24 protein-coding genes are annotated in these 21,106 nt (G+C 71.0%); 17 read left to right on the top strand and 7 right to left on the bottom strand.

Translation table 11 applies throughout. The features are described 5' to 3' along the window. Positions 1–31 precede the first annotated feature (31 nt). The 3 genes from ACLB9X_RS26165 to rpmB form a co-directional block, all read right to left on the bottom strand. The gene (locus ACLB9X_RS26165; protein ID WP_410362857.1) at positions 32–505 is read right to left on the bottom strand and encodes a hypothetical protein; all 474 of its coding nucleotides are present in this window, start codon (positions 503–505) and stop codon (positions 32–34) included. 68 nt (positions 506–573) lie between these two features. Further along, positions 574–879 (bottom strand): 30S ribosomal protein S14, encoded by a 306-nt coding sequence (rpsN, locus tag ACLB9X_RS26170; protein WP_410362858.1) that lies wholly within the window; start codon positions 877–879, stop codon positions 574–576. After that, positions 879–1,115 carry a 50S ribosomal protein L28 gene (gene rpmB, locus ACLB9X_RS26175; protein WP_410362859.1) on the bottom strand — a complete coding sequence of 79 codons (237 nt, stop codon included), beginning with the start codon at positions 1,113–1,115 and terminating at the stop codon, positions 879–881. The genes rpsN and rpmB overlap by 1 nt, the downstream gene beginning before the upstream one ends. A gap of 72 nt (positions 1,116–1,187) precedes the next feature. Between rpmB and rpmG the strand changes: the two genes are divergently transcribed. The 5 genes from rpmG (at position 1,188) to ACLB9X_RS26200 (ending at position 3,404) form a co-directional block, all read left to right on the top strand. After that, positions 1,188–1,352, top strand: coding sequence for a 50S ribosomal protein L33 (rpmG, locus tag ACLB9X_RS26180; RefSeq protein WP_100568502.1), 165 nt, complete (start codon positions 1,188–1,190; stop codon positions 1,350–1,352). A gap of 3 nt (positions 1,353–1,355) precedes the next feature. Beyond that, a complete protein-coding gene (locus ACLB9X_RS26185; protein ID WP_410362860.1) occupies positions 1,356–1,610 on the top strand; it encodes a type B 50S ribosomal protein L31 in 255 nt (84 codons plus the stop codon). After that, the gene (locus ACLB9X_RS26190) at positions 1,610–2,743 is read left to right on the top strand and encodes a GTP-binding protein (RefSeq protein ID WP_410362861.1); all 1,134 of its coding nucleotides are present in this window, start codon (positions 1,610–1,612) and stop codon (positions 2,741–2,743) included. Before ACLB9X_RS26185 ends, ACLB9X_RS26190 begins: the two co-directional genes overlap by 1 nt. 1 nt (position 2,744) lies before the next feature. Continuing rightward, entirely contained in the window at positions 2,745–2,987 is a 243-nt protein-coding gene (rpsR, locus tag ACLB9X_RS26195; RefSeq protein ID WP_410362862.1) for a 30S ribosomal protein S18, read from the top strand. 180 nt (positions 2,988–3,167) lie between these two features. After that, positions 3,168–3,404: a DUF397 domain-containing protein gene (locus ACLB9X_RS26200; RefSeq protein WP_215185943.1), complete on the top strand. Its 237-nt coding sequence runs from the start codon at positions 3,168–3,170 to the stop codon at positions 3,402–3,404. An 81-nt stretch (positions 3,405–3,485) separates the two neighbouring features. Here ACLB9X_RS26200 and ACLB9X_RS26205 read toward each other — a convergent pair whose 3' ends face one another. Beyond that, a complete protein-coding gene (locus tag ACLB9X_RS26205; RefSeq protein ID WP_410362863.1) occupies positions 3,486–3,980 on the bottom strand; it encodes an ATP-binding protein in 495 nt (164 codons plus the stop codon). Positions 3,981–4,304: 324 nt separating this feature from the next. Here ACLB9X_RS26205 and ACLB9X_RS26210 point away from each other — a divergent pair, with 324 nt between their 5' ends. From ACLB9X_RS26210 to ACLB9X_RS26230, 5 genes are all read left to right on the top strand, one after another. Next, positions 4,305–5,207: a helix-turn-helix domain-containing protein gene (locus ACLB9X_RS26210; protein ID WP_410362864.1), complete on the top strand. Its 903-nt coding sequence runs from the start codon at positions 4,305–4,307 to the stop codon at positions 5,205–5,207. Positions 5,208–5,298: 91 nt separating this feature from the next. Then, positions 5,299–6,756, top strand: a complete 1,458-nt coding sequence (locus tag ACLB9X_RS26215; RefSeq protein ID WP_410362865.1) for an aldehyde dehydrogenase family protein — start codon at positions 5,299–5,301, stop codon at positions 6,754–6,756. A 112-nt stretch (positions 6,757–6,868) separates the two neighbouring features. After that, positions 6,869–7,420, top strand: coding sequence for a DinB family protein (locus ACLB9X_RS26220; RefSeq protein ID WP_410362866.1), 552 nt, complete (start codon positions 6,869–6,871; stop codon positions 7,418–7,420). Positions 7,421–7,462: 42 nt separating this feature from the next. After that, positions 7,463–7,681 (top strand): hypothetical protein, encoded by a 219-nt coding sequence (locus ACLB9X_RS26225; RefSeq protein ID WP_410362867.1) that lies wholly within the window; start codon positions 7,463–7,465, stop codon positions 7,679–7,681. A 55-nt stretch (positions 7,682–7,736) separates the two neighbouring features. Then, a complete protein-coding gene (locus ACLB9X_RS26230; RefSeq protein ID WP_410362868.1) occupies positions 7,737–8,378 on the top strand; it encodes a PadR family transcriptional regulator in 642 nt (213 codons plus the stop codon). Positions 8,379–8,387: 9 nt separating this feature from the next. Here the strand turns inward: ACLB9X_RS26230 and ACLB9X_RS26235 are convergent, their stop codons facing one another. Beyond that, a complete protein-coding gene (locus tag ACLB9X_RS26235) occupies positions 8,388–9,806 on the bottom strand; it encodes a glutamate decarboxylase (RefSeq protein WP_410362869.1) in 1,419 nt (472 codons plus the stop codon). Between the two features lie 85 nt (positions 9,807–9,891). Here ACLB9X_RS26235 and ACLB9X_RS26240 point away from each other — a divergent pair, with 85 nt between their 5' ends. Together ACLB9X_RS26240 and ACLB9X_RS26245 are read left to right on the top strand one after the other, a co-directional pair. Then, complete coding sequence (locus ACLB9X_RS26240; RefSeq protein WP_410362870.1) at positions 9,892–10,650, top strand: MerR family transcriptional regulator; 759 nt, start codon at positions 9,892–9,894, stop codon at positions 10,648–10,650. A gap of 202 nt (positions 10,651–10,852) precedes the next feature. Continuing rightward, the gene (locus ACLB9X_RS26245) at positions 10,853–11,545 is read left to right on the top strand and encodes a DedA family protein (protein ID WP_410362871.1); all 693 of its coding nucleotides are present in this window, start codon (positions 10,853–10,855) and stop codon (positions 11,543–11,545) included. A gap of 260 nt (positions 11,546–11,805) precedes the next feature. On the opposite strand, the gene ACLB9X_RS26250 is transcribed toward ACLB9X_RS26245, so the two are convergent. Both ACLB9X_RS26250 and ACLB9X_RS26255 read right to left on the bottom strand, forming a co-directional pair. Next, complete coding sequence (locus ACLB9X_RS26250) at positions 11,806–13,473, bottom strand: threonine/serine exporter ThrE family protein (RefSeq protein ID WP_410362872.1); 1,668 nt, start codon at positions 13,471–13,473, stop codon at positions 11,806–11,808. 139 nt (positions 13,474–13,612) lie between these two features. Next, complete coding sequence (locus tag ACLB9X_RS26255; protein WP_017949744.1) at positions 13,613–14,107, bottom strand: inorganic diphosphatase; 495 nt, start codon at positions 14,105–14,107, stop codon at positions 13,613–13,615. 67 nt (positions 14,108–14,174) lie between these two features. Here ACLB9X_RS26255 and dacB point away from each other — a divergent pair, with 67 nt between their 5' ends. From dacB to ftsH, 5 genes are all read left to right on the top strand, one after another. Further along, the gene (gene dacB, locus ACLB9X_RS26260; RefSeq protein ID WP_410362873.1) at positions 14,175–15,629 is read left to right on the top strand and encodes a D-alanyl-D-alanine carboxypeptidase/D-alanyl-D-alanine-endopeptidase; all 1,455 of its coding nucleotides are present in this window, start codon (positions 14,175–14,177) and stop codon (positions 15,627–15,629) included. A gap of 237 nt (positions 15,630–15,866) precedes the next feature. Beyond that, positions 15,867–17,021, top strand: coding sequence for a zinc-dependent metalloprotease (locus tag ACLB9X_RS26265; protein ID WP_410362874.1), 1,155 nt, complete (start codon positions 15,867–15,869; stop codon positions 17,019–17,021). A gap of 210 nt (positions 17,022–17,231) precedes the next feature. Then, positions 17,232–18,275 carry a tRNA lysidine(34) synthetase TilS gene (tilS, locus tag ACLB9X_RS26270; RefSeq protein WP_410362875.1) on the top strand — a complete coding sequence of 348 codons (1,044 nt, stop codon included), beginning with the start codon at positions 17,232–17,234 and terminating at the stop codon, positions 18,273–18,275. Between the two features lie 40 nt (positions 18,276–18,315). Next, on the top strand, positions 18,316–18,855 hold the full coding sequence (hpt, locus tag ACLB9X_RS26275) for a hypoxanthine phosphoribosyltransferase (protein ID WP_410362930.1): 540 nt from the start codon (positions 18,316–18,318) through the stop codon (positions 18,853–18,855). 187 nt (positions 18,856–19,042) lie between these two features. Beyond that, complete coding sequence (gene ftsH / locus ACLB9X_RS26280) at positions 19,043–21,076, top strand: ATP-dependent zinc metalloprotease FtsH (RefSeq protein WP_410362876.1); 2,034 nt, start codon at positions 19,043–19,045, stop codon at positions 21,074–21,076. Positions 21,077–21,106 lie beyond the last annotated feature (30 nt).

Below are 21,106 nucleotides of genomic sequence, written 5' to 3' on the forward strand. Positions count from 1 at the left end.
GGTCCCGCCGGCCCCCGCGGAGTCCCGTGCGTCAGGGGGTCGGTACGCCCGTCGGCAGGCCGCCCGGTACCTCGCCCGCGGTGCTCTTCTTCAGCGTGTCCTTCTTGCCCGTCGCCCAGGAGATGACCAGCGTCGTCCCGTCGTTGGACTCGACCGAGCCCGTCGTGCGGTCCGTGTTCCCGTCCGCGCACTTCAGCGACAGCATCAGCTTGTCCGTGTCCGCGCCCTGCACGTCTCCGGTGCAGGCGTGGCCGTCGGCGAGCAGCGCCGCCTTGCCCTGCGTGACGGACAGGGCGACCGGCTTGCCGTCGCTGATGCCCGTCCACGTGCCCTCGACGTCCCGGGGCCTGCCTTCGCCGCCGCCGGTGGCGCCGGACTCGGTGGGCGCGGCCGACGCCTTGTCGCCGCCGCCGTTGTCGTCGCTCTCACTGCTGCCGCAGCCGGTCAGGGCGAGGGCGGCGACGAGGCCGGCCGCGGCGGCCGACATGCGTACGAGCTTGTGCACGGGTCTGTCCCCCTGCGGCCACGGGCCAACCCGCCCGCGGACCTGGTTGGTTGCAAGACCGCGCCAAGCTACCAGGACGACTTGCGCACCCCGGGCAGGAAACCGGCGTGGGCGTGCTCACGCATCCGGACCCTGGACAGCCCGAACTTCCGCAGGTGGCCGCGCGGCCGTCCGTCCACGCTGTCGCGGTTGCGCACCCGGGTCGCGCTGGCGTCCCGCGGCTGACGCCGCAACTCGTCCTGCGCGGCGGCGCGTTCGGCGTCGCTGCTGGAGGGCCGGCGGATGATCTCCTTCAGTTCCGCCCGGCGCTCTGCGTACCGCTCGACGACGGTCCTGCGGTGCTCGTTGCGGGCGACCTTGCTCTTCTTCGCCATCAGACCTTCACCCCCCGGGCGCGGATGCGGGCCACGGCTGCCTCGATGCCGATGGTGTCGATCGTCTTGACGGCGCGGGCGCTGAGCGTCAGCCGCACGTGGCGCCCCTCGCCCGGCAGCCAGTAGCGCTTGCGCTGGACGTTGGGGTCGAAGCGGCGCGAGGTGCGCCGGTGGGAGTGGGAGATCCGGTTGCCGAAACCGGGCTCGGCCCCGGTCAGCATGCAGTGGGCGGACATGGGTGATGCACCTCTCGTCGTCTGAGCCGCAGGCTCATTTGGTAATGGAAACCATTTCCATATACTACCTGCATGGCTCGCAACGAACTCCGCCCGGTCGTCAAGCTCCGCTCCACCGCGGGCACCGGCTACACCTACGTCACCCGCAAGAACCGCCGTAACGACCCCGACCGCCTGACGCTGCGCAAGTACGACCCGGTCGCCGGCCGGCACGTCGACTTCCGAGAGGAGCGCTGACCCATGAAGCCCGGCATCCACCCGCCGTACGCCCCCGTCGTCTTCCGCGACAAGGTCGCGAACTTCGCGATCCTCACGCGCTCGACCGCCACCAGCGACAAGACGATCGAGTGGGAGGACGGCAACACCTATCCGGTCATCGACGTCGAGATCTCCTCGGCGAGCCACCCCTTCTACACGGGACAGGCGCGCGTCCTCGACACCGCCGGACGTGTCGAGCGCTTCGAGCGCCGCTACGGCCGGCGCGAGGCCCGTTGATGCTGCCCGTCGCGATCGTCGCCGGGCTGCACGCCGACGCCCGCCGCGAGACCGTGGAGCGGCTGCTCGTCTCGGTGCCGGGCAGCGTCGCGCTCCACCACGACCTGTCCACGGCGGAGCGCGGCACCGTCGTGCGCACGGTGCGCGACGCGTTCCGTGTCCGCGACACCGGCGAGACGCCGCTGGTCGACGACTGCGCCTGCTGCGCGCTGCGCGAGGACCTGGTGCCCGAGCTGGTCCGGCTCGCCGACGACGGGGCGACCCGCCTCGCGATCGTCGAGCTGTGGGACTCCGTGGAGCCCAAGGCCATGGCCGAGGTGGTCGCCGCGCACGGCGGCGAGCGGCTTGCCGTCACCTCGGTGATGTGCGCCGTCGACCCGGCGCTGCTCCTGCCCTGCCTCGGCAACGGCGACGACCTCGCCGAGGCGGGGCTCGCCGCCGCCGCGACGGACCAGCGCACGATCGCGGACACCTGGGCGCGCCAGCTGGAGTACGCGCCCGTGCTCGCCGTGGTCGAGAGCGAGGACGCCGACGAGGAGGACCGCGCGCTGCTGACCCAGCTGCACCCGACCGCCCGCCGCGTCGCCGTCGGCTCGGACGAACTGGCCGCCGCGGCCGTGGCGGGCTTCGACGTGGAGGCGGCCGCCGCCGCCCAGCACCCCGCCTGCGCGCTGCTGCCGCAGGAGGCGGACGAGTGCGGTGTGACCACCTACGTCTGGCACCGCACACGCCCCTTCCACCCGGGGCGGCTGTACGCGGCCCTGGAGGACCTGACCTGCGCGGCCGCCCGCAGCCGCGGCCGGTTCTGGCTCGCCGACCGGCCGGACACCCTGCTGGCCTGGGACGCCGCCGGCGGCGCGCTGTGCGTCGAGAGCGCGGGCCCCTGGCTCGCCTCACTGCCGGACGCCGCCTGGGAGATGGTGCCGCCGGTACGCCGGGCGGCCGCGGCGCTGGACTGGCACCCCGAACACGGGGACTGCTGCCAGCACCTGGTCTTCACCTCGCCGGGCCTCGACCGCGACGGCCTGGAACTGCTCCTCGAATCCTGTCTGCTGACCGACGCCGAGTACGCCGCGGGCCGCGAGGCCTGGAAGCGGCTGCCGCCCGCCTTCGACTCCCTCCTGGAGGTCTGACATGTCCCCCCGCCGCACCGACGGACGCAAGCCCCTCAAGGCCCGGCCCAATCCCCTGGACCAGGCCGGCATCACCTACATCGACTACAAGGACACCGATCTGCTGCGGAAGTTCATCTCCGACCGCGGCAAGATCCGCAGCCGCCGGGTGACCCGGGTGACCGCTCAGCAGCAGCGGCTGCTGACCCGTGCGATCAAGAACGCCCGGGAAATGGCCCTGCTGCCGTACTCGTCGACGCGTTGAGCCCACCGCCCGCCGCACGCGTGCGACGGGTAGCGAGGGGTTCGTGCCAGGGGTTGCGTAGTCGCAAGAACACTACCCGTGCACGTGCATCTGCCAGTGCATGCGCCCATGCATCGGCATATGAACACAGCTATGATCCCGGATAGTTGACACCTGCACCGTGTACCCCGGGAGCGACTTGTGCACCACGTCTACAACGGCATGGCCGCCACGGAGCTTCAGGGAGTCGTCTGGCAGAAGAGCAGACACAGCAACTCCCAGGGCTCCTGCGTGGAGTTCGCCAAGCTGCCCGGCGGCGATGTGGCGATGCGCAACTCGCGGCACCCGGACGGTCCCGCACTTGTGTACACGCCCGCGGAGATAGAAGCGTTGCTTCTCGGGGTCAAGGACGGGGAATTCGACCACCTGGTCGCGTGAGGCGCCTGGACGTGTGAGAGGCGCCCGGTCGTACGAGAGGCGGGGCGGGCCGGCCCCCGATCCGGCCCGCCCCCCGTGAGGTCAGCCCAGACGGAACAGCGCCCAGACGACCTTGCCGCGCAGCGAACCGGCGAGCGGGTGCCAGCCCCAGCCGTCGCTGAAGGAATCGACGAGAAACAGACCGCGCCCCGACTCCGCCGAGAAATCCTCCTCGGACTCCCGGGCCGTGGGCCCGTCGTAGCTGGGATCGCGCACCGCGCACACCAGCCGGCCCGTCCAGCGCATCAGATGCAGCCGCACCGACGGCTCCGTGTCGATGTCGCGCGGTGCCGTGCCGGAGGGCAGCGCGTGCCGCAGCGCGTTGGTCACGAGCTCGGAGACGACCAGGGCGACGTCGTCGAAGCGGTCGTTCAGATCCCACTGACCGAGCGTGGACCGGGTGAACTGGCGTGCGCCGCGCACCGCTTCGTAACGGGCCGGCAGAGCGCAGGAGACGGAACTGGAGACGGCCGAGGGATCGATCGGCGGAAGGCCCTGCCGTAACGGCTCGAGCATGGTCGATCCATTCGTCCCCATGCGAGGCACTCCCGGAAATCGCGGCTGTGACGCTACAACACGAACGAGCACGCAGGTGCGCGAGCTCCATGGTTCCGAATGGGCTCGGCAGATGCAAGGGAAGATGCACGTGCACGCGCCGGTCCTGTCCGGACCCGTGCCGGTTCTTGCTCATTTCTTCCGCGGGTCCCTTCCGCTCCTTGGTCACCGCCTTCTCATTTCCGTAACCGGACGAGTACGGGCTGAAGCGTTTTGGTGGCAGAATCCGGCTCTTGGGTTCGGGGGGACCCTCGTGGAGGATCGGTGTGGCGCCGAACGGCGCGGAGATTGGGGAGGGTTGCGATCGTGGCGGCAGGCGAGGCGGCGGCGTCGTGGGGACACCCCGGCGGCGAGGGTCCGGGCGGAGGCTCGGTGGTGCGGCGCATCCTGCTGGGCTCCCAGCTCAGAAGGCTGAGGGAGTCCCGCGGCATCACCCGGGAGGCCGCGGGATACTCCATCCGCGCGTCCGAATCCAAGATCAGCCGCATGGAACTGGGCCGGGTGAGCTTCAAGGCGCGGGACGTCGAGGACCTCCTCACGCTCTACGGGGTGGCCGACGAGACCGAGCGCCGCTCCCTCCTCGGCCTCGCCAAGGAGGCCAACGTCGCCGGATGGTGGCACAGCTACGGCGACGTGCTGCCCGGCTGGTTCCAGACGTACATCGGCCTCGAAGGAGCCGCCTCCCTCATCCGCATCTACGAGGTGCAGTTCGTGCACGGGCTGCTGCAGACCGAGTCGTACGCGCACGCCGTCGTCGCCCGCGGCATGCCCGACGCCCCCGCGGCCGAGATCGACCGCCGTGTCGCCCTGCGGCTGGAGCGCCAGAAGGCTCTCGTCTCCGAGCACGCCCCCCGGCTCCACGTGGTGCTCGACGAGGCGGCGCTGCGCCGGCCCTACGGCGACCGCGCGGTGATGCAGGCGCAGCTGCGGCATCTCATCGAGGTCTCCGAGCAGCCGAACATCACGCTGCAGGTGATGCCGTTCAGTTTCGGCGGGCACGCGGGCGAGAGCGGCGCGTTCACGATGCTGCGCTTCCCCGAGTCGGACCTCTCCGACGTCGTCTACCTGGAGCAGCTGACGAGCGCCCTCTACCTGGACAAGCGCGAGGAAGTGGCCCAGTACGAGCGGGTGATGACGCGGCTCGAGGAGGACAGTCCGGACGCCGCGGAGACCCGCGACCTTCTCCGAGGCCTTCTTCAACTCACGTGAAACACAAGTACGATGACGTCACATCAGACCCGGGCCACTTGACTTCCGTGCTTCTGTCGGCCATCGCCGCGTATGCCTCTGGAGCGATCACATGTCCTTCTTCAGTGAACTGGCACTTCAGTACATAGACGGCGAGTGGAGGCCGGGCAGCGGCTCCTGGGACATCATCGACTTCAACCCGTTCGACGGCGAGAAGCTGGCGTCCGTCACGGTGGCCACCGCGGACGAGGTCGACCAGGCGTACCGCGCCGCCGAGCGCGCGCAGGAAGCCTGGGCCGAGACCAACCCGTACACCCGCCGGCAGGTCTTCGAGCGCGCCCTGCGGATCATCGAGGACCGCGAGAAGGAGATCACCGAGACGATCATCGCGGAGCTCGGCGGCACGCATCTGAAGGCGGCCTTCGAGCTGCACCTCGCCAAGGAGTTCCTGCGCGAGGCGATCCAACTCGCCCTGCGTCCCGAGGGCCGCATCCTGCCCTCGCCGGTCGACGGCAAGGAGAACAGGGTCTACCGCGTCCCGGTCGGCGTCGTCGGCGTCATCAGCCCGTTCAACTTCCCGTTCCTGCTCTCGATCAAGTCGGTCGCCCCGGCGCTCGCGCTCGGCAACGCCGTCGTCCTCAAGCCGCACCAGAACACCCCGATCTGCGGCGGTTCCCTGGTCGCCAAGGTCTTCGAGGACGCGGGCCTGCCCGCCGGCCTGCTGAACGTGGTGATCACCGACATAGCCGAGATAGGCGACGCCCTGCTGGAGCACCCGGTCCCCAAGGCCATCTCCTTCACCGGCTCCGACAAGGTGGGCCGCCACGTCGCCACCGTCTGCGCGGCCAACTTCAAGCACGCCATCCTCGAACTGGGCGGCAACAGCGCGCTGATCGTCCTCGACGACGCCGACATCGACTACGCGGTCGACGCCGCGGTCTTCAGCCGCTACGTGCACCAGGGCCAGGTCTGCATGGCGGCCAACCGCATCCTGGTCGACCGCTCGGTGCAGCAGGAGTTCACCGAGAAGTTCGTCGCCAAGGTGAAGACGCTGAAGGTGGGTGACCCCGCCGACCCGACGACCCACATCGGCCCGCTGATCAACGCCTCGCAGGCCGACGCCGTCACCTCGATCGTCGAGCAGACCGTCGAGGCGGGCGCGACCGCGCTGCTCCACGGTACGAGCGACGGCACCCTGGTCGGGCCCTCCGTCCTCACCGACCTGCCGGCCGACTCGCCCGTGCTGGTTCAGGAGATCTTCGGCCCGGTCGCCCTGGTGATCCCGTTCGACGGGGAGGACGAGGCGGTACGGATCGCCAACGACACCCCGTACGGCCTCAGCGGCGCCGTGCACACGGGCGATGTCGAGCGCGGTGTCCGGCTCGCCAAGCGGGTGCGCACCGGCATGATCCACATCAACGACGGCACGGTGCACGACGAGCCGATCGTGCCCTTCGGGGGCGAGAAGCACTCCGGTGTCGGGCGGCTGAACGGCGACTCGATGCTCGACGCGTTCACCACCCAGAAGTGGATCTCGGTACAGCACGGCCGCTCGCGATTCCCCTTCTGACATTTTCGCGTGCCGCGGCCCATTGAGGACAGGATCTGTCCTCAATGGGCCGTAGCGTGAGGGGTGTCGACAGGGGAGAGGCCCTCTCCCCGCGGACCGGAAGGCGGACACCATGGTCACTCACGTTCCCGCTGAGGCGCACGGCGACGAGCGCGGCGCGCTGCTGAGCTTCGTCGAGGCGCAGCGCGGCGCCATCCGGCGCTCCGTGCTCGGGCTGAGCGAGGAGCAGGCCGCGGGCCGCCCGAGCGCCAGCGAACTCTCGCTGTCGGGACTGCTCAAGCACGTCGCCGAGGTGGAGCTCACCTGGCTGCGGATGGCGCAGCAGCAGCCGAACGAGCGGCAGCGCTCGAAGGAGACATGGAGCGACAGCTTCCGTCTCGTGGACGGCGAGACGATCGAATCGGCGCTGGCCTTCTGGGCGTCGGTCTCGAAGGAGACCGAGGAGTTCATCCGCTCGGTGCCGAGCCTGGACGACACCTTCCCGCTGCCGCCCGCGCCCTGGTTCCCGAAGGACGGCCGGGTTTCGATGCGCTGGCTGATGCTGCACCTGGTGGAGGAGATCGGCCGGCACGCCGGCCACGCCGACATCATCCGCGAGTCCCTGGACGGCAAGGGCGCCTTCGACCTGGTGGCCCTGGCACAGGGCGGCGGCCCGGGGGCGTAGCCCCGACATGTGCCCGCCGCCGCGTCGGCACACCCTGGAAGCATGGCCAATGACGAGAGGACCCGGATCGTCGTCCACGCCGTCACGCCCGCCGATCCGCCGTTCCGCCTGGTGGAGATCAACGGCATCGTGGCCGGCACCGCCCATGACCTGCTGGACGTGGTCCACCTGGCGCACCAGGCCGGTCTGCCCCACGTCGACCTCGACGATCCCGGAGTCGTGCGGTGGGTCGGCGGCGGCAAGTACAAGTGGAGGCCCTGACCGGCGGACCGGGGCGCCCGCGTAGCCTGGTCAATCCTGAACAGGAGGGACGCGGATGTCGGCGATCCGGCTGCTGGTCCTTGGGGCCGTGCGCCAGCACGGGCGGGCGCACGGCTACCAGGTCCGCAACGACCTGGAGTACTGGGGCGCGCACGAGTGGTCGAACGCCAAGCCGGGATCGATCTACCACGCGCTCAAGCACATGGCCAAGCAGGGGCTGCTGCACGCGCACGAGACGGCGCCGTCGACCGCGGGCGGCCCGCCGCGTACCGAGTACGAGATCACCGACACGGGCACCGAGGAGTACTTCGCCCTCCTGCGCGCCTCCCTGACCGCCTACGACCAGAAGCCGGACGTGCTCTCGGCAGCGCTCGGCTTCATCGTGGACCTGCCGCGCGCCGAGGCGGTGGACCTGCTCCGGCAGCGGGTGCGCAGCATCGAGGAGTGGCGGTCGTCGGTCACGGACTACTACACGCCCGAGGAGGGGCCCCAGTCCCTCGGCCACATCGGCGAGATCATGAACCTGTGGGTGACGCAGGCCGACTCCGGCGCCGAGTGGACGCGGGGCCTGATCGCGCGGATCGAGTCGGGCGCGTACACGTTCGCGGGGGAGGGCGCCCCGTTCGTCGGCGTCCTCGCCGAGGGCGAGGAGAACCCGTACGCGACGGGTGAGCACCACGAGGGCGACGCGCACTGAGGCCGCCCCTCAGTGGTGGAACGACGTCGCCTTCGCCGTGTCCTTGCGCAGCGGCCCCGCCTGCGCCCGCAGCTCCGGCAGCAGCATCCGCAGATCCTCCAGCAGCAGCTCCGCCAGGTCCGCGGAGAAGCCGTTGCGGCACACCACCCGCAGCACCGACAGGTCCTCCCGGTTCGGCGGGAAGGTGTACGCGGGCACCAGCCAGCCGCGCTCCCGCAGCCGCCGCGACACGTCGAACACGTCGAAGCGCGTGACATCGGGCGCCGTCGTGAACGCGAACACCGGCAGCTCGTCCCCGTGCGTCAGGAGCCGGAAGTCGCCCAGCTCCCCGATCCGCCGCGCGAGCCCGCGCGCGACGTCCCGCGCCGCCTGCTGCACGGCCCGGTAGCCCTCCCGCCCCAGCCGCAGGAACGTGTAGTACTGCGCGACCACCTGCGCGCCCGGCCGGGAGAAGTTGAGCGCGAAGGTCGGCATGTCGCCGCCCAGGTAGTTGACCCGGAAGACCAGCTCCTCGGGCAGCTCGGCCGGCGAGCGCCACAGCGCCCAGCCCACCCCCGGGTAGACCAGGCCGTACTTGTGCCCGGAGGTGTTGATCGAGGACACCCGCGGCAGCCGGAAGTCCCAGACCAGCTTCTCGTCGAGGAACGGCGCCACCATCGCCCCGGACGCGCCGTCGACGTGGACGGGCACGTCGAGGCCCGTGCGCTCCTGGAGCGCGTCCAGCGCGGCGCAGACCTCGGCGACGGGCTCGTAGGACCCGTCGAAGGTCGAGCCCAGGACGGCGACGACCCCGATGGTGTTCTCGTCGCACAGCGCGGCCGCCGCCTCAGGATCGAGGTGGAAGCGGTCGCCGTCCATCGGCACCTGCCGCGCCTCCACCTCCCAGAAGGTGCAGAACTTGTCCCAGCAGACCTGCACGTTCGCGCCCATCACCAGATTGGGCCGGGCGCCCGCCGCATACCGGTCGGCGTTCCGCGTCGCCCAGCGCCGCTTGAGCGCCATCCCCGCGAGCATGCACGCCTCGCTCGAACCGGTCGTCGAGCACCCCACGGCCGCGGCCGGGTCCGGGGCGTGCCACAGGTCCGCGAGCATCGCCACGCAGCGGCGTTCCAGCTCCGCGGTACGGGGGTACTCGTCCTTGTCGATCATGTTCTTGTCCCGGCACTCGCCCATCAGCACCCCGGCCTGGGGCTCCATCCAGGTCGTGACGAAGGTGGCGAGGTTGAGCCGGGAGTTCCCGTCGAGCATCAGCTCGTCGTGCACGAGCTGGTACGCGGTGGAGGGAGGTAGCGGGCCGTCCGGGAGGCGGTGCGTGGGCGGGGCCGCGATCATGCCGCCGACCGGATCCGCCGCCCCGTAGAACGGGTTCAGCGACAGCCTGCGCCGTTCCGGTCCGCCGTCACCGGAGGCGCCCTGGTGGAGTGCCATGGGACTCAGGCTCACCCGGGCTTGCACCTCACGCAACGTGAGGCAGCAGCCTGGGACGCGTCACGGAACGAAGGAGCGGAAGGCAATGAGCTACTCCGTGGGACAGGTCGCCCGTTTCGCCGGCGTCACGGTGCGCACCCTGCACCACTACGACGAGATCGGCCTGCTCAGTCCGAGTGGGCGCAGCCACGCGGGGCACCGGCGGTACGACGACGCCGACCTGGACCGGCTGCAACGGATCCTGTTCTACCGGGAGCTCGGCTTCCCGCTCGACGAGGTGGCGGCACTCCTCGACGACCCGGACGCGGACCCGCAGGCCCACCTGCGGCGGCAGCACGCGCTGCTGACCGTCCGGATCGCCAGGCTGAAGGAGATGGCGGCCGCCGTTGAGCGAGCCATGGAGGCGAAGAAGATGGGCATCAACCTCACGCCCGAGGAGAAGTTCGAAGTCTTCGGGGACTTCGACCCCGACGAGTACGCGGAGGAGGTCGAACAGCGCTGGGGCGGCACCGACGCGTACCAGGAGTCGGCGCGGCGTACCGCGTCGTACACCAAGGAGGACTGGCAGCGGATCCAGGCCGAGGCCGAGGACATCACCCGGCGCTTCGTGGCGCTGATGGAGGCCGGTGCGGAGCCGGCGTCCGAGGCCGCGACGGACGTCGCGGAGGAGCACCGGCTGTGGATCTGCCGCAACCACTACGAGTGCACCCACGAGATGCACACCTGCCTGGCGGAGATGTACGTCTCCGACGAGCGCTTCACCCGCAACATCGACAAGGCGAAGCCGGGCCTGGCCGCCTACGAGCGCGAGGCGATCCTCGCCAACGCCGCGCGGCGCGCCTGATCGGGTCGCCGGCCGGCCACCGGGCCGTCGCCCACCGGCCATGTGCCCCGGCCGGGACTTTGTCCCGACTGGGGCACAGTGCATCCTGGGCGGGCCGGTGGAACGCGGCGGGGAGCCGGTCCGTTGATAGCTTTGGCCCGTCCCCGCACGCCGTACGCCGCTCGGCGCATCGCCCGACTACCGATTCAGGAGCCCGGACCTCGTGAACACCCTTGCGCTCGGACCGAGCTGGCTCGACCCGGACTATCTGATCACCACCTTCGGGCTGATCGGTGTCCTGGTCATCGTCTTCGCCGAGTCCGGCCTGCTGATCGGCTTCTTCCTGCCGGGCGACTCGCTGCTGTTCACCACGGGTCTGCTGGTGACGACCGATGTCATCAAGCAGCCGCTGTGGGTGGTCTGCACCCTCGTCGTGCTGGCCGCGATCATCGGCGACCAGGTCGGCTATCTCTTCGGCCGCAAGGTCGGCCCGGCCCTCTTCAAGCGCCCCGACTCCAAGCTCTTCAAGCAGGAGAACGTGGAGAAGGCGCACGAGTTCTTCGAGAAGTACGGCCCGAAGTCGCTGGTCCTGGCCCGCTTCGTGCCCATCGTGCGCACGTTCACGCCGATCATCGCCGGCGTGAGCCGGATGAACTACCGCTCGTTCATCACGTTCAACATCGTCGGCGGCGTGCTGTGGGGCGCCGGCGTGACGCTGCTCGGCGCCGCGCTGGGCAAGGTCGAGTTCGTCCACAAGAACATCGAGGCGATCCTGATCCTGATCGTGCTGATCTCGGTGCTCCCGATCGTGATCGAGTTCCTGCGGGCCCGCTCCAAGAACAAGAGGGAGGCCGCCGCCTCCCCCGCCCCCACCGAACCCCCGTCCTCCGCCCGCGGTCGCCACGCCAAGCGCTGACCGGGCCGCAGCCCGGCGGGGGCGTTGGGCCCGGCGTCCCGGGCGGCCACGCCACGTGCTGAGCCCGATGTCCGGCCGCCCCCAGCCCGGGCCTGGAACCCTGGGCCACCGGGGCCTTGAGCCCGGTACCCGGGCCTCCATGCCAGGCGCTGACCGGCTGCCTGGGGCGGAGCGCCTCAGCGCCCGCTGCGCTGACCCCGGTGCCCTGGGCTCCCACGCCGAGCGCTGACCGGGTGCCCCCGCCTGCCCGATTCCCGGCGTCAGAAGCCGCGTGTGCGTTTGGCCGCGCGGCGGGCGCCCGGGGTTTCCGCGCCCGGGAGGCCCGCGACTCCCGGGAACCGCAGGAAGAGCCGGGAGATCTCCGCACCCAGGTTCACCCCGATCGCGATGGCCAGCGCCAGCGCCGCCGCCTTACTGAGTGAGGCGAGCCCCGTGTTCAGCTCACCCCGGGCGATCGACAGCAGACCGAAGTAGGTGGCGCTGCCCGGCAGCAGCGGCCCGATCGCCGCCGTGACGTACGGCAGGGCCGACGCGAAGCGGTAGCGGGAGAGCATCTGGCCGAACAGGCCCACCAGCCCCGCCGCGGCGGCCGTCGCGGCGACCGGCGAGACGTCGGCGGTGTCGGCGAGGGCCGCGTAGACCACCCACGCCACCCCGCCGTTGAGGGTCGCCAGCCACACCGTGTTGCGCTCCTGCTGGAGCATCACGGCGAAGCACAGGGACAGCATCATCGCCGCCAGCGTCTGGACCACCGGGCGCTCCACCGAGTGGATCGCCGTCTCCGGCTGAAGCCCCGCGTCGAGCGCGAAGCCCAGGTACAGCACGCTCAGCACGCCGACGACGATCCCGACCACCAGGTAGCCCACCTCCAGCAGACGGGCCGCGGCCGTGATGTAGAAGCCGGTCAGACCGTCCTGCACACCGGCGACGAGCGCCCGCCCCGGGATCAGCGCGAACAGCCCACCGGTGATCACCGCCGACGCCCGCACCTCCAGCGGCGACAGCGTCAGCGCCACGCCCACCGCGGCGGGCGGCATCGCCGCCGCCACGAACTGGTAGAACTCGGGCAGTCCGCGCCCGGCCGCCAGCCAGGCCAGCCGGTCGCCCAGCATCGCGCCGACCGCGGCCGCCAGGAACACCATCAGATCGCCGCCGACCAGCACCGACGCCGCACCGGCCAGTACGCCGCCGGCCAGGGTGAGCGCCCAGCCGGGGTACGGGTGCCGGTTCCTGCGGATCTCCGCCAGCCGCCGGTACGCCTCCTCCAGCGTGACGTCCGACGCGTCGACGCTGATGTCGTGGACCAGCCGGTAGACCGCCGCGAGCCGGGTGTAGTCGGTGCCCCGCCGCCGCACCGTGCGGTTGGCCGTCACGGGATCGTCGACGAGGGACGGCTGATACGTGATCGACAACAGCGTGAAGGTGACGGTCGGCTCACAGCGGTCCAGGCCGTACGCGTGCGTGATCGCGAACATCGCCGCCTCGACGTCCTCGGCCCCCTCGCCGCCCGCGAGCAGCAGCTCGCCGATGCGCAGCGTCAGGTCGAGCACGCGCGGCACGGCAGGGCCGCCCTCCTCCGGCCGGTGCACGGTCTCCGGCACGGGCCGCTCGCCCACGGGCATCCGCAGCATGGCCCGCATCCGGTCCTGCCAGGGCGCGTCCTTGGTGAGCCGTACGACGGGGACGCCGTGCGCGGGGGTGAAGGCCGGCGGGGAGCTCCTGGCGGTGTACGTGCTCGGCGGGGCGAACACCGACCCCTCCGGCTCAGGCGGAGGTTCCGGCAGGAGCCCTTCGGGGACCGCGAACTCCGAGCTCGGGTGGTCCTCCTCCGGCGCTGTCGGCTGCTCCACCCCCGCGGGCGGAGCAAAGGCGCTGCGCGCCTCGTCGGACTGAGGCTTCCGGTCTTCCGGACCCTCGGGCTCCGCCATATCTCGCCGTCCTCGCTCCCTCTCGTACCAGCCCTGTGTCCGGCCTTTCTGCCCAGTATGGGCACCGTCATGGGGTGCTACGCGACGCGGGCGGGACACCGAGGTGTCCCGCCCGCGTCAGGGGTTCGTGCCGGCGGCGTCAGTGCGCGCCGCCCTGCGCCTCGAGGCGCTTGAAGGAGGCCTCGATCTCGGCCTCGGCCTCGGCGCGGCCGACCCAGTTGGCGCCCTCGACGGACTTGCCGGGCTCCAGGTCCTTGTACACCTCGAAGAAGTGCTGGATCTCCAGGCGGTCGAACTCGGACACGTGGTGGATGTCGCGCAGGTGCTCCACGCGCGGGTCGGACGCCGGCACGCACAGCAGCTTGTCGTCGCCGCCCGCCTCGTCCGTCATCCGGAACATGCCGATCGCGCGGCACTTGATCAGGCAGCCGGGGAAGGTGGGCTCGTCGAGGATGACCAGCGCGTCCAGCGGGTCGCCGTCCTCGCCGAGGGTGTTCTCGACGAAGCCGTAGTCCGCCGGGTAGCTGGTCGAGGTGAAGAGTCGACGGTCCAGGCGGATCCGACCGGTCTCGTGGTCCACCTCGTACTTGTTCCGCGAACCCTTCGGGATCTCGATGGTGACGTCGAACTCCACGGGTGGCTCCTCCATGATCAAGCAATAGCAAGACGTGATTGACGGTGATTAAGTGTCCCTCACGCACATGGGTGATCGCGAAAGGGGCTGGTGCGGGGTGCCGAAGGTCAGGACGTGGCAGCTCGCAGCGGGCGCCGCCGTTGCCGGCCTCGCCCTCGCCGCCGGGGCGGTGGCGGCGGCCGGACCCTGGGACTCGGGCCAGCGTAAGGCCGAGAGGCAGTGGGCGGTGGCCCACGGGCGTACGGGTGGCGTACATCACGGGCCCGCGCCGCAGCGCCCCGCCCCCGCGCCCAGCGCCCCGGTCGTGCTCGCCGCCGTCGGCGGCCCGCGGCCCGTGTCCGCGAAGGACGCCACGCAGGACGCCGCGAAGGAGCCTGCGCCCGCTCCGGCCGACCTCGCGAAGACCCTTGGACCGCTGCTCCGCGCCCCGGGCCTCGGCCCGTCGCCGACGGCCTGCGTCGTCGACCTCGGCACGGGGAAGCGGTTGTACGGGAAGGGGGCGACGGCCCCCATGACCCCCGCGTCCACCGTGAAGATCGCCACGGCCGCCGCCGCACTGACCGCGCTCGGACCCGACCACCGCATACCCACCACGGTCGTCGCGACCGCAGAGGCCAAGGAGATCACCCTCGTCGGCGGCGGTGACGCCACCCTCGACCGGGGCGGTCTGGCCACCCTCGCCGACCGCACGGCCCGCGCCCTGCGCGACCGCGGCGCCGGCACCGTCCGCCTCGCCCACGACACCTCGCTCTACGCGGGCCCCCTCCTGCACCGCATCGGCCCCAACGACAACATCGCCCCGGTCAGCGCCCTGATGGTCGACCAGGGGCGGAACGATCCGATGAGCACCGGCGCCGCCACCCGCACCGCCGACCCGGCCGGCGAGGCCGCCCGTGTCTTCGCCACGATGCTGGAGGAGCGGGGCGTGCACGTGAGCGGCGTCGTGCGCCCCGGCCGGGCGCCCGCCAAGGCCGTCCCGCTCGCGCAGGTCCTCTCCGAACCCCTCTCCGCGGTCGTCGAGCGCATGCTGACCAGCAGCGACAACGACATAGCCGAGTCGCTCGCGCGGCAGACCGCCATAGCCACCGGGGAGAAGGCGGACTTCGCCGGTGCCGGGCGGGCCGTGACCGGGCAGCTGCGCCGTCTCCAGCTGCCGCTGGCCGGGGCCCGGTTCGCCGACGGCAGCGGCCTCGACCGGCGGGACAAGGTCTCCGCCGCGTTCCTGACCGCGCTGCTCGCCCGCTCCGGCGACCCGGCGCACCCCGAACTGCGCCCGGTCCTGACCGGCCTCCCCGTCGCGGGTTTCACGGGCACCCTGGAGAACCGCTACGCCCCGTCGTCGGCCGGCTCCGGCCTCGTCCGCGCCAAGACGGGCACGCTCAGCGGGGTCAACGCCCTCGCCGGCACCGTCGTCACCCCGGGCGGCCGCCTCCTCGGCTTCGCCTTCCTCGCCGACGGCACACCCTCACGTGGCACGGCACAGCACGCCCTCGACCGCCTGGCGTCGTCCCTCGCGAAGTAGTCCTCCGGCCTCACGAGCCCTGGCACCACTCCAGCCGGCGCGGAAGCCCCTCACCCCGTAGCCCCCTGTCCCGAGAGGCGCCCCCTCCTTCGCACCCGTGACCGGCGACCGCGGGTGCGGCCGCGGTGGGCGGCCCGGGGCAGGCAGGCGGACCGCGGTCCGGCGCGGCCCGGGGCGGGGTCGGCGAGGCAGCGCGACACCTGCACGTCCCGGGGGTCGAGAACGTACGGTTGACGCATGACGAGCATCGGTGGTGCCGAGATGGTCGACTGGAACCTCGCCGCGGCGACTGCGACCCGCTTCGTGCGGCCCGGTCCCGACGTCAGCCGCGACGAGGCGCGAGCCGTCGTCGCCGAGCTGCGCCGGCACGCCAAGGCCTCCGAGGAGCACGTGCGCGGCTTCACCGCGATGATTCCCGCGGGCTCGCAGCCGCAGGACACCCCCGTCCTCGTCGTGGACCGGGCCGGCTGGATCAAGGCGAACGTCGCGGGCTTCCGCGAACTGCTGCGCCCCCTGCTGGACAAGATGCAGGAGCGCCGCTCCGGCACCCCCGGCGGCGCGGTGCTGGGCGCGGTCGGCGGCAAGGTGACCGGCGTCGAGCTCGGGATGCTGCTGTCGTTCCTCGCCTCGCGGGTCCTCGGGCAGTACGAGACCTTCGCCCCCGCCACCCGCGACCTGCCGGCCGGCGACCCGGCCGACCCGAACGGCAACGGCGGCGGCAGGCTGCTCCTCGTCGCCCCCAACATCGTCCATGTCGAGCGCGAGCTGGACGTCGAGCCGCACGACTTCCGGCTGTGGGTCTGCCTCCACGAGGAGACCCACCGCACCCAGTTCACCGGCGTGCCGTGGCTGCGCGACCATCTCGAGGGCGAGATCCAGTCATTCCTGGGCGAGACCGAGATGGACCCGATGACCGTTCTGGAGCGGTTCCGGGAGGCCGCCCAGTCGCTTGTGGGAGCCCGCCCCGAGGGCGAGGACGACGAAGGCGGCCACTCCATCGTCGAACTGGTCCAGACACCCGCCCAGCGCGAGATCCTCGGCCGGCTGACCGCCGTCATGTCCCTGCTGGAGGGCCACGCGGACTACGTGATGGACGGCGTCGGACCGGACGTGGTGCCCTCCGTGACCGAGATCCGGGAGAAGTTCCAGCAGCGCAGGGCCCGCGGCGCGAGCCGCCTCGACGTCGCGCTGCGCAAACTCCTCGGCCTGGACGCCAAGCTGCGGCAGTACCGCGACGGCGAGCGCTTCGTACGCTCCGTGGTGGACCAGGTGGGAATGGACGGGTTCAACCGAGTCTGGACGTCCCCGAACACGCTCCCGACCAAGGCGGAGATCGCCAAACCGGCGGACTGGGTCGCGCGGGTGCACCGCAAGGCCGAGGGAGCACCGTAGAGCAGAGTCGTGAACGACGGTTCCGTGACGGCAGACGAGCGCCCCTCCAATCACCCATCCGAGGGACCGTGGGCGTTGGGCAGGCGTGCAATGCTCGGATATTGACTCGGTTCTGTCACCATCGATGCACTCTGAGTGACTGATCTCCCGTCGCTCTCGTTCCTCTCGGACCGAGACACCCCCTCCCGAACTTCACGAAGGGCACCGGACATGGGTCCCCATCCTGCGGTCGCGGCGATACGCCTGGCGGTCCGCCGCGTACTCCACGAAGTCCTCACACAGCACGCAGAACACACCGAGCGCGCCGACACCACCGAAGCCGCCGCCCGCGCCACGCGAGAGCGCCCGCTCGTCCTCGTCGCCTGCTCCGGCGGCGCCGACTCCATGGCGCTCGCCTCCGCCCTCGCCTTCGAGGCCCCCAAACTCTCGGTCCGCGCCGGCGGCATCACCGTCGACCACGGCCTCCAGGACGGATCCGCGCAGCGCGCGGCCGACGTCGTCGCCCGCCTCACCGCCATGAACCTCGACCCCGTCGAGGCCGTCGCCGTGCACGTCGGCCGCGGGGGAGGGCCCGAGGCCGCCGCCCGGGACGCCCGGTACGCCGCGCTCGACGAGGCCGCCGAACGACTCGGCGCCTCGGCCGTGCTGCTCGGCCACACCCGGGACGACCAGGCGGAAACCGTTCTGCTCGGCCTCGCCCGCGGCTCCGGCATCCGCTCGCTGTCCGGTATGGCCCCCGTCTCGGGGCCGCAGGGCCGCTACCGCCGCCCCTTCCTGCACATCGACCGCCAGACCGCCCGCAAGGCCTGCATGGTCCAGTCGCTGCCGGTCTGGGACGACCCGCACAACGCCGACCCGGCCTACACCCGCTCCCGGCTGCGCCACGAGGGCCTGCCCGCCCTGGAGAAGGCGCTCGGCAAAGGCGTCGTCGAAGCCCTCGCCCGTACCGCGAGTCTCTCCCGCGACGACGCCGACGCGCTCGACAGCTGGGCCGCCGACGCGGCCGACCGGGTACGGGACGAGAGCGGCGCCCTGGAGTGCGCCAAGCTGTTCGCCCTGCCCCCCGCCGTCCGGCGCCGGGTGCTGCGCCGGGCCGCCATCGAGGCCGGTGCCCCGGCCGGTTCCCTGTTCGCCCGGCACGTCGAAGAGGTCGACCGGCTGATCACCGGCTGGCGCGGTCAGCGGGCCATCAATCTGCCCGGGCGGGTGGAGGCACGTCGCCAGGGTGGCAGACTGGTCATTCGGCAAGGCTGAACCGCCGAGACAGAAAGCGACGCGGGTGAACGAGAAGGACATGGGCAACGACCTTCAGTCGGTGCTCATCACCAAGGAAGAGATCGACGCCAAGCTCGCCGAGCTTGCTGCCAAGATCGACGCGGAGTACGCGGGCAAGGACCTGCTCATCGTCGGTGTCCTCAAGGGCGCCGTGATGGTGATGGCGGACCTGGCGCGTGCGCTCGCCACCCCCGTCACGATGGACTGGATGGCCGTGTCCTCGTACGGCGCGGGCACGCAGTCCTCCGGCGTCGTCCGGATCCTCAAGGACCTGGACACCGACATCAAGGGCAAGCACGTCCTGATCGTCGAGGACATCATCGACTCGGGTCTGACCCTGTCGTGGCTGCTGAGCAACCTCGGCTCGCGCGAGCCGGCCTCCCTGGAGGTCTGCACGCTGCTGAGGAAGCCGGACGCCGCGAAGGTCGCGATCGACGTGAAGTGGATCGGCTTCGACATCCCGAACGAGTTCGTCGTCGGTTACGGCCTGGACTACGCGGAGAAGTACCGCAATCTCCCCTTCGTCGGCACGCTCGCGCCGCACGTCTACGGGGGCTGAGGCACCGGCGCGTCACGGGGAACCCAGGCCGCCTTTCCGCCGTTGGAGCAAGGGAAGGCGGGTCTCCGGTGACAATGCTGAGGTACCGTCCGAAGAACAGTTGTCTTTTCTCATAGCAGTCTCTTAGCAAGTCTCACAGCAGCATTTACCTACGGGCAGGAGGGACGGAGCGTTCCGCTCCGTATGGATGGACGTGAAGCGATACTTCCGTGGGCCGGTCATGTGGATCGTGCTGGCCGTCCTCGCCGTGGTCGTGCTGATGCAGGTCGTCGGCTCGTCCGGCGGCTACAAGACGGTGGACACCGGCGAGGTCGTCCAGGCGATCGACAAGAACCAGGTCAAGCAGGCAAAGCTGACCACTGGCGACGAGCAGATCATCAAGATCGAGCTCAAGAAGGGCCAGAAGGTCGACGGCGGCACCAAGGTGCAGGCCAGCTACATCGGCACCCAAGGCGCCGACCTGGCCGACAAGCTGCAGGAGAAGTTCGAGGCCGGTGAGATCGAGGAGGGCTACACGGTCTCGCCGTCGAAGCAGAGCCCGTTCGTCTCGGTGCTGCTCTCGCTCCTGCCCTTCGTCCTGATCGTCCTGGTCTTCCTCTTCCTGATGAACCAGATGCAGGGCGGCGGCTCCCGAGTGATGAACTTCGGGAAGTCCAAGGCCAAGCTCATCACCAAGGACACCCCCAAGACGACCTTCGCCGACGTGGCCGGGTCCGACGAGGCGGTCGAGGAGCTCCACGAGATCAAGGAGTTCCTCCAGGAGCCCGCCAAGTTCCAGGCCGTCGGCGCCAAGATCCCCAAGGGCGTGCTGCTCTACGGCCCGCCCGGCACCGGCAAGACGCTGCTCGCGCGCGCAGTCGCGGGCGAGGCGGGCGTCCCGTTCTACTCGATCTCCGGTTCCGACTTCGTCGAGATGTTTGTCGGTGTCGGCGCCTCCCGTGTCCGGGACCTGTTCGAGCAGGCCAAGGCGAACGCCCCGGCGATCGTCTTCGTCGACGAGATCGACGCAGTCGGCCGGCACCGCGGTGCGGGCCTCGGCGGCGGCCACGACGAGCGCGAGCAGACGCTGAACCAGCTGCTCGTCGAGATGGACGGCTTCGACGTGAAGGGCGGCGTCATCCTGATCGCCGCCACCAACCGCCCGGACATCCTCGACCCGGCGCTGCTGCGTCCGGGCCGCTTCGACCGGCAGATCGCCGTCGACCGTCCCGACATGCAGGGCCGGCTGGAGATCCTCAAGGTCCACCAGAAGGGCAAGCCGGTCGCACCCGACGTCGACCTGTCCGCCGTGGCCCGCCGTACGCCGGGCTTCACCGGCGCCGACCTGTCGAACGTGCTGAACGAAGCCGCGCTGCTCACCGCGCGCAGCGACAAGAAGCTCATCGACAACCACATGCTGGACGAGGCGATCGACCGCGTCGTGGCGGGCCCGCAGAAGCGGACCCGGATCATGTCCGACAAGGAGAAGAAGATCACCGCGTACCACGAGGGCGGACACGCCCTGGTCGCGGCGGCCTCCCCGAACTCCGACCCGGTCCACAAGATCACGATCCTGTCCCGCGGCCGGGCCCTCGGCTACACGATGGTGCTCCCGGACGAGGACAAGTACTCCACCACGCGCAACGAGATGCTCGACCAGCTGGCGTACATGCTGGGCGGCCGCGCGGCCGAGGAGCTCGTCTTCCACGACCCGACCACGGGCGCGGCGAACGACATCGAGAAGGCCACGGCCACGGCCCGCGCGATGGTCACGCAGTACGGCATGACCGAGCGCCTCGGCGCGATCAAGTTCGGCGGCGACAACTCCGAGCCCTTCCTGGGCCGCGAGATGGCGCACCAGCGCGACTACTCGGAAGAGGTCGCGGCGCTCGTCGACGAAGAGGTCAAGAAGCTCATCGAGACCGCGCACAACGAGGCCTGGGAGATCCTCGTCGAGAACCGCGACGTCCTCGACAACCTGGTCCTCCAGCTGCTGGAGAAGGAGACCCTCGGCAAGGAGGAGATCGCGGAGATCTTCGCCCCGATCGTGAAGCGTCCGGCGCGCCCGGCGTGGACCGGCTCCTCCCGCCGTACGCCCTCCACCCGCCCGCCGGTGCTCTCTCCCAAGGAGCTCGCCCTGACGAACGGTGCCAACGGCAGCACGCCGACGGTCGCGGACGTCACCAAGGCGGTCCCGGCGGAGACCGTCGAGGCGGTCCCCGAGGAGCGCCCGGAGGCCTGAGCCCCCGGCTCGGCGCCGCCCCGGAATGAA

Origin of the sequence: Streptomyces sp. 5K101 (assembly GCF_046506645.1) — a bacterium.
In the GTDB taxonomy this organism is placed as follows: domain Bacteria; phylum Actinomycetota; class Actinomycetes; order Streptomycetales; family Streptomycetaceae; genus Streptomyces.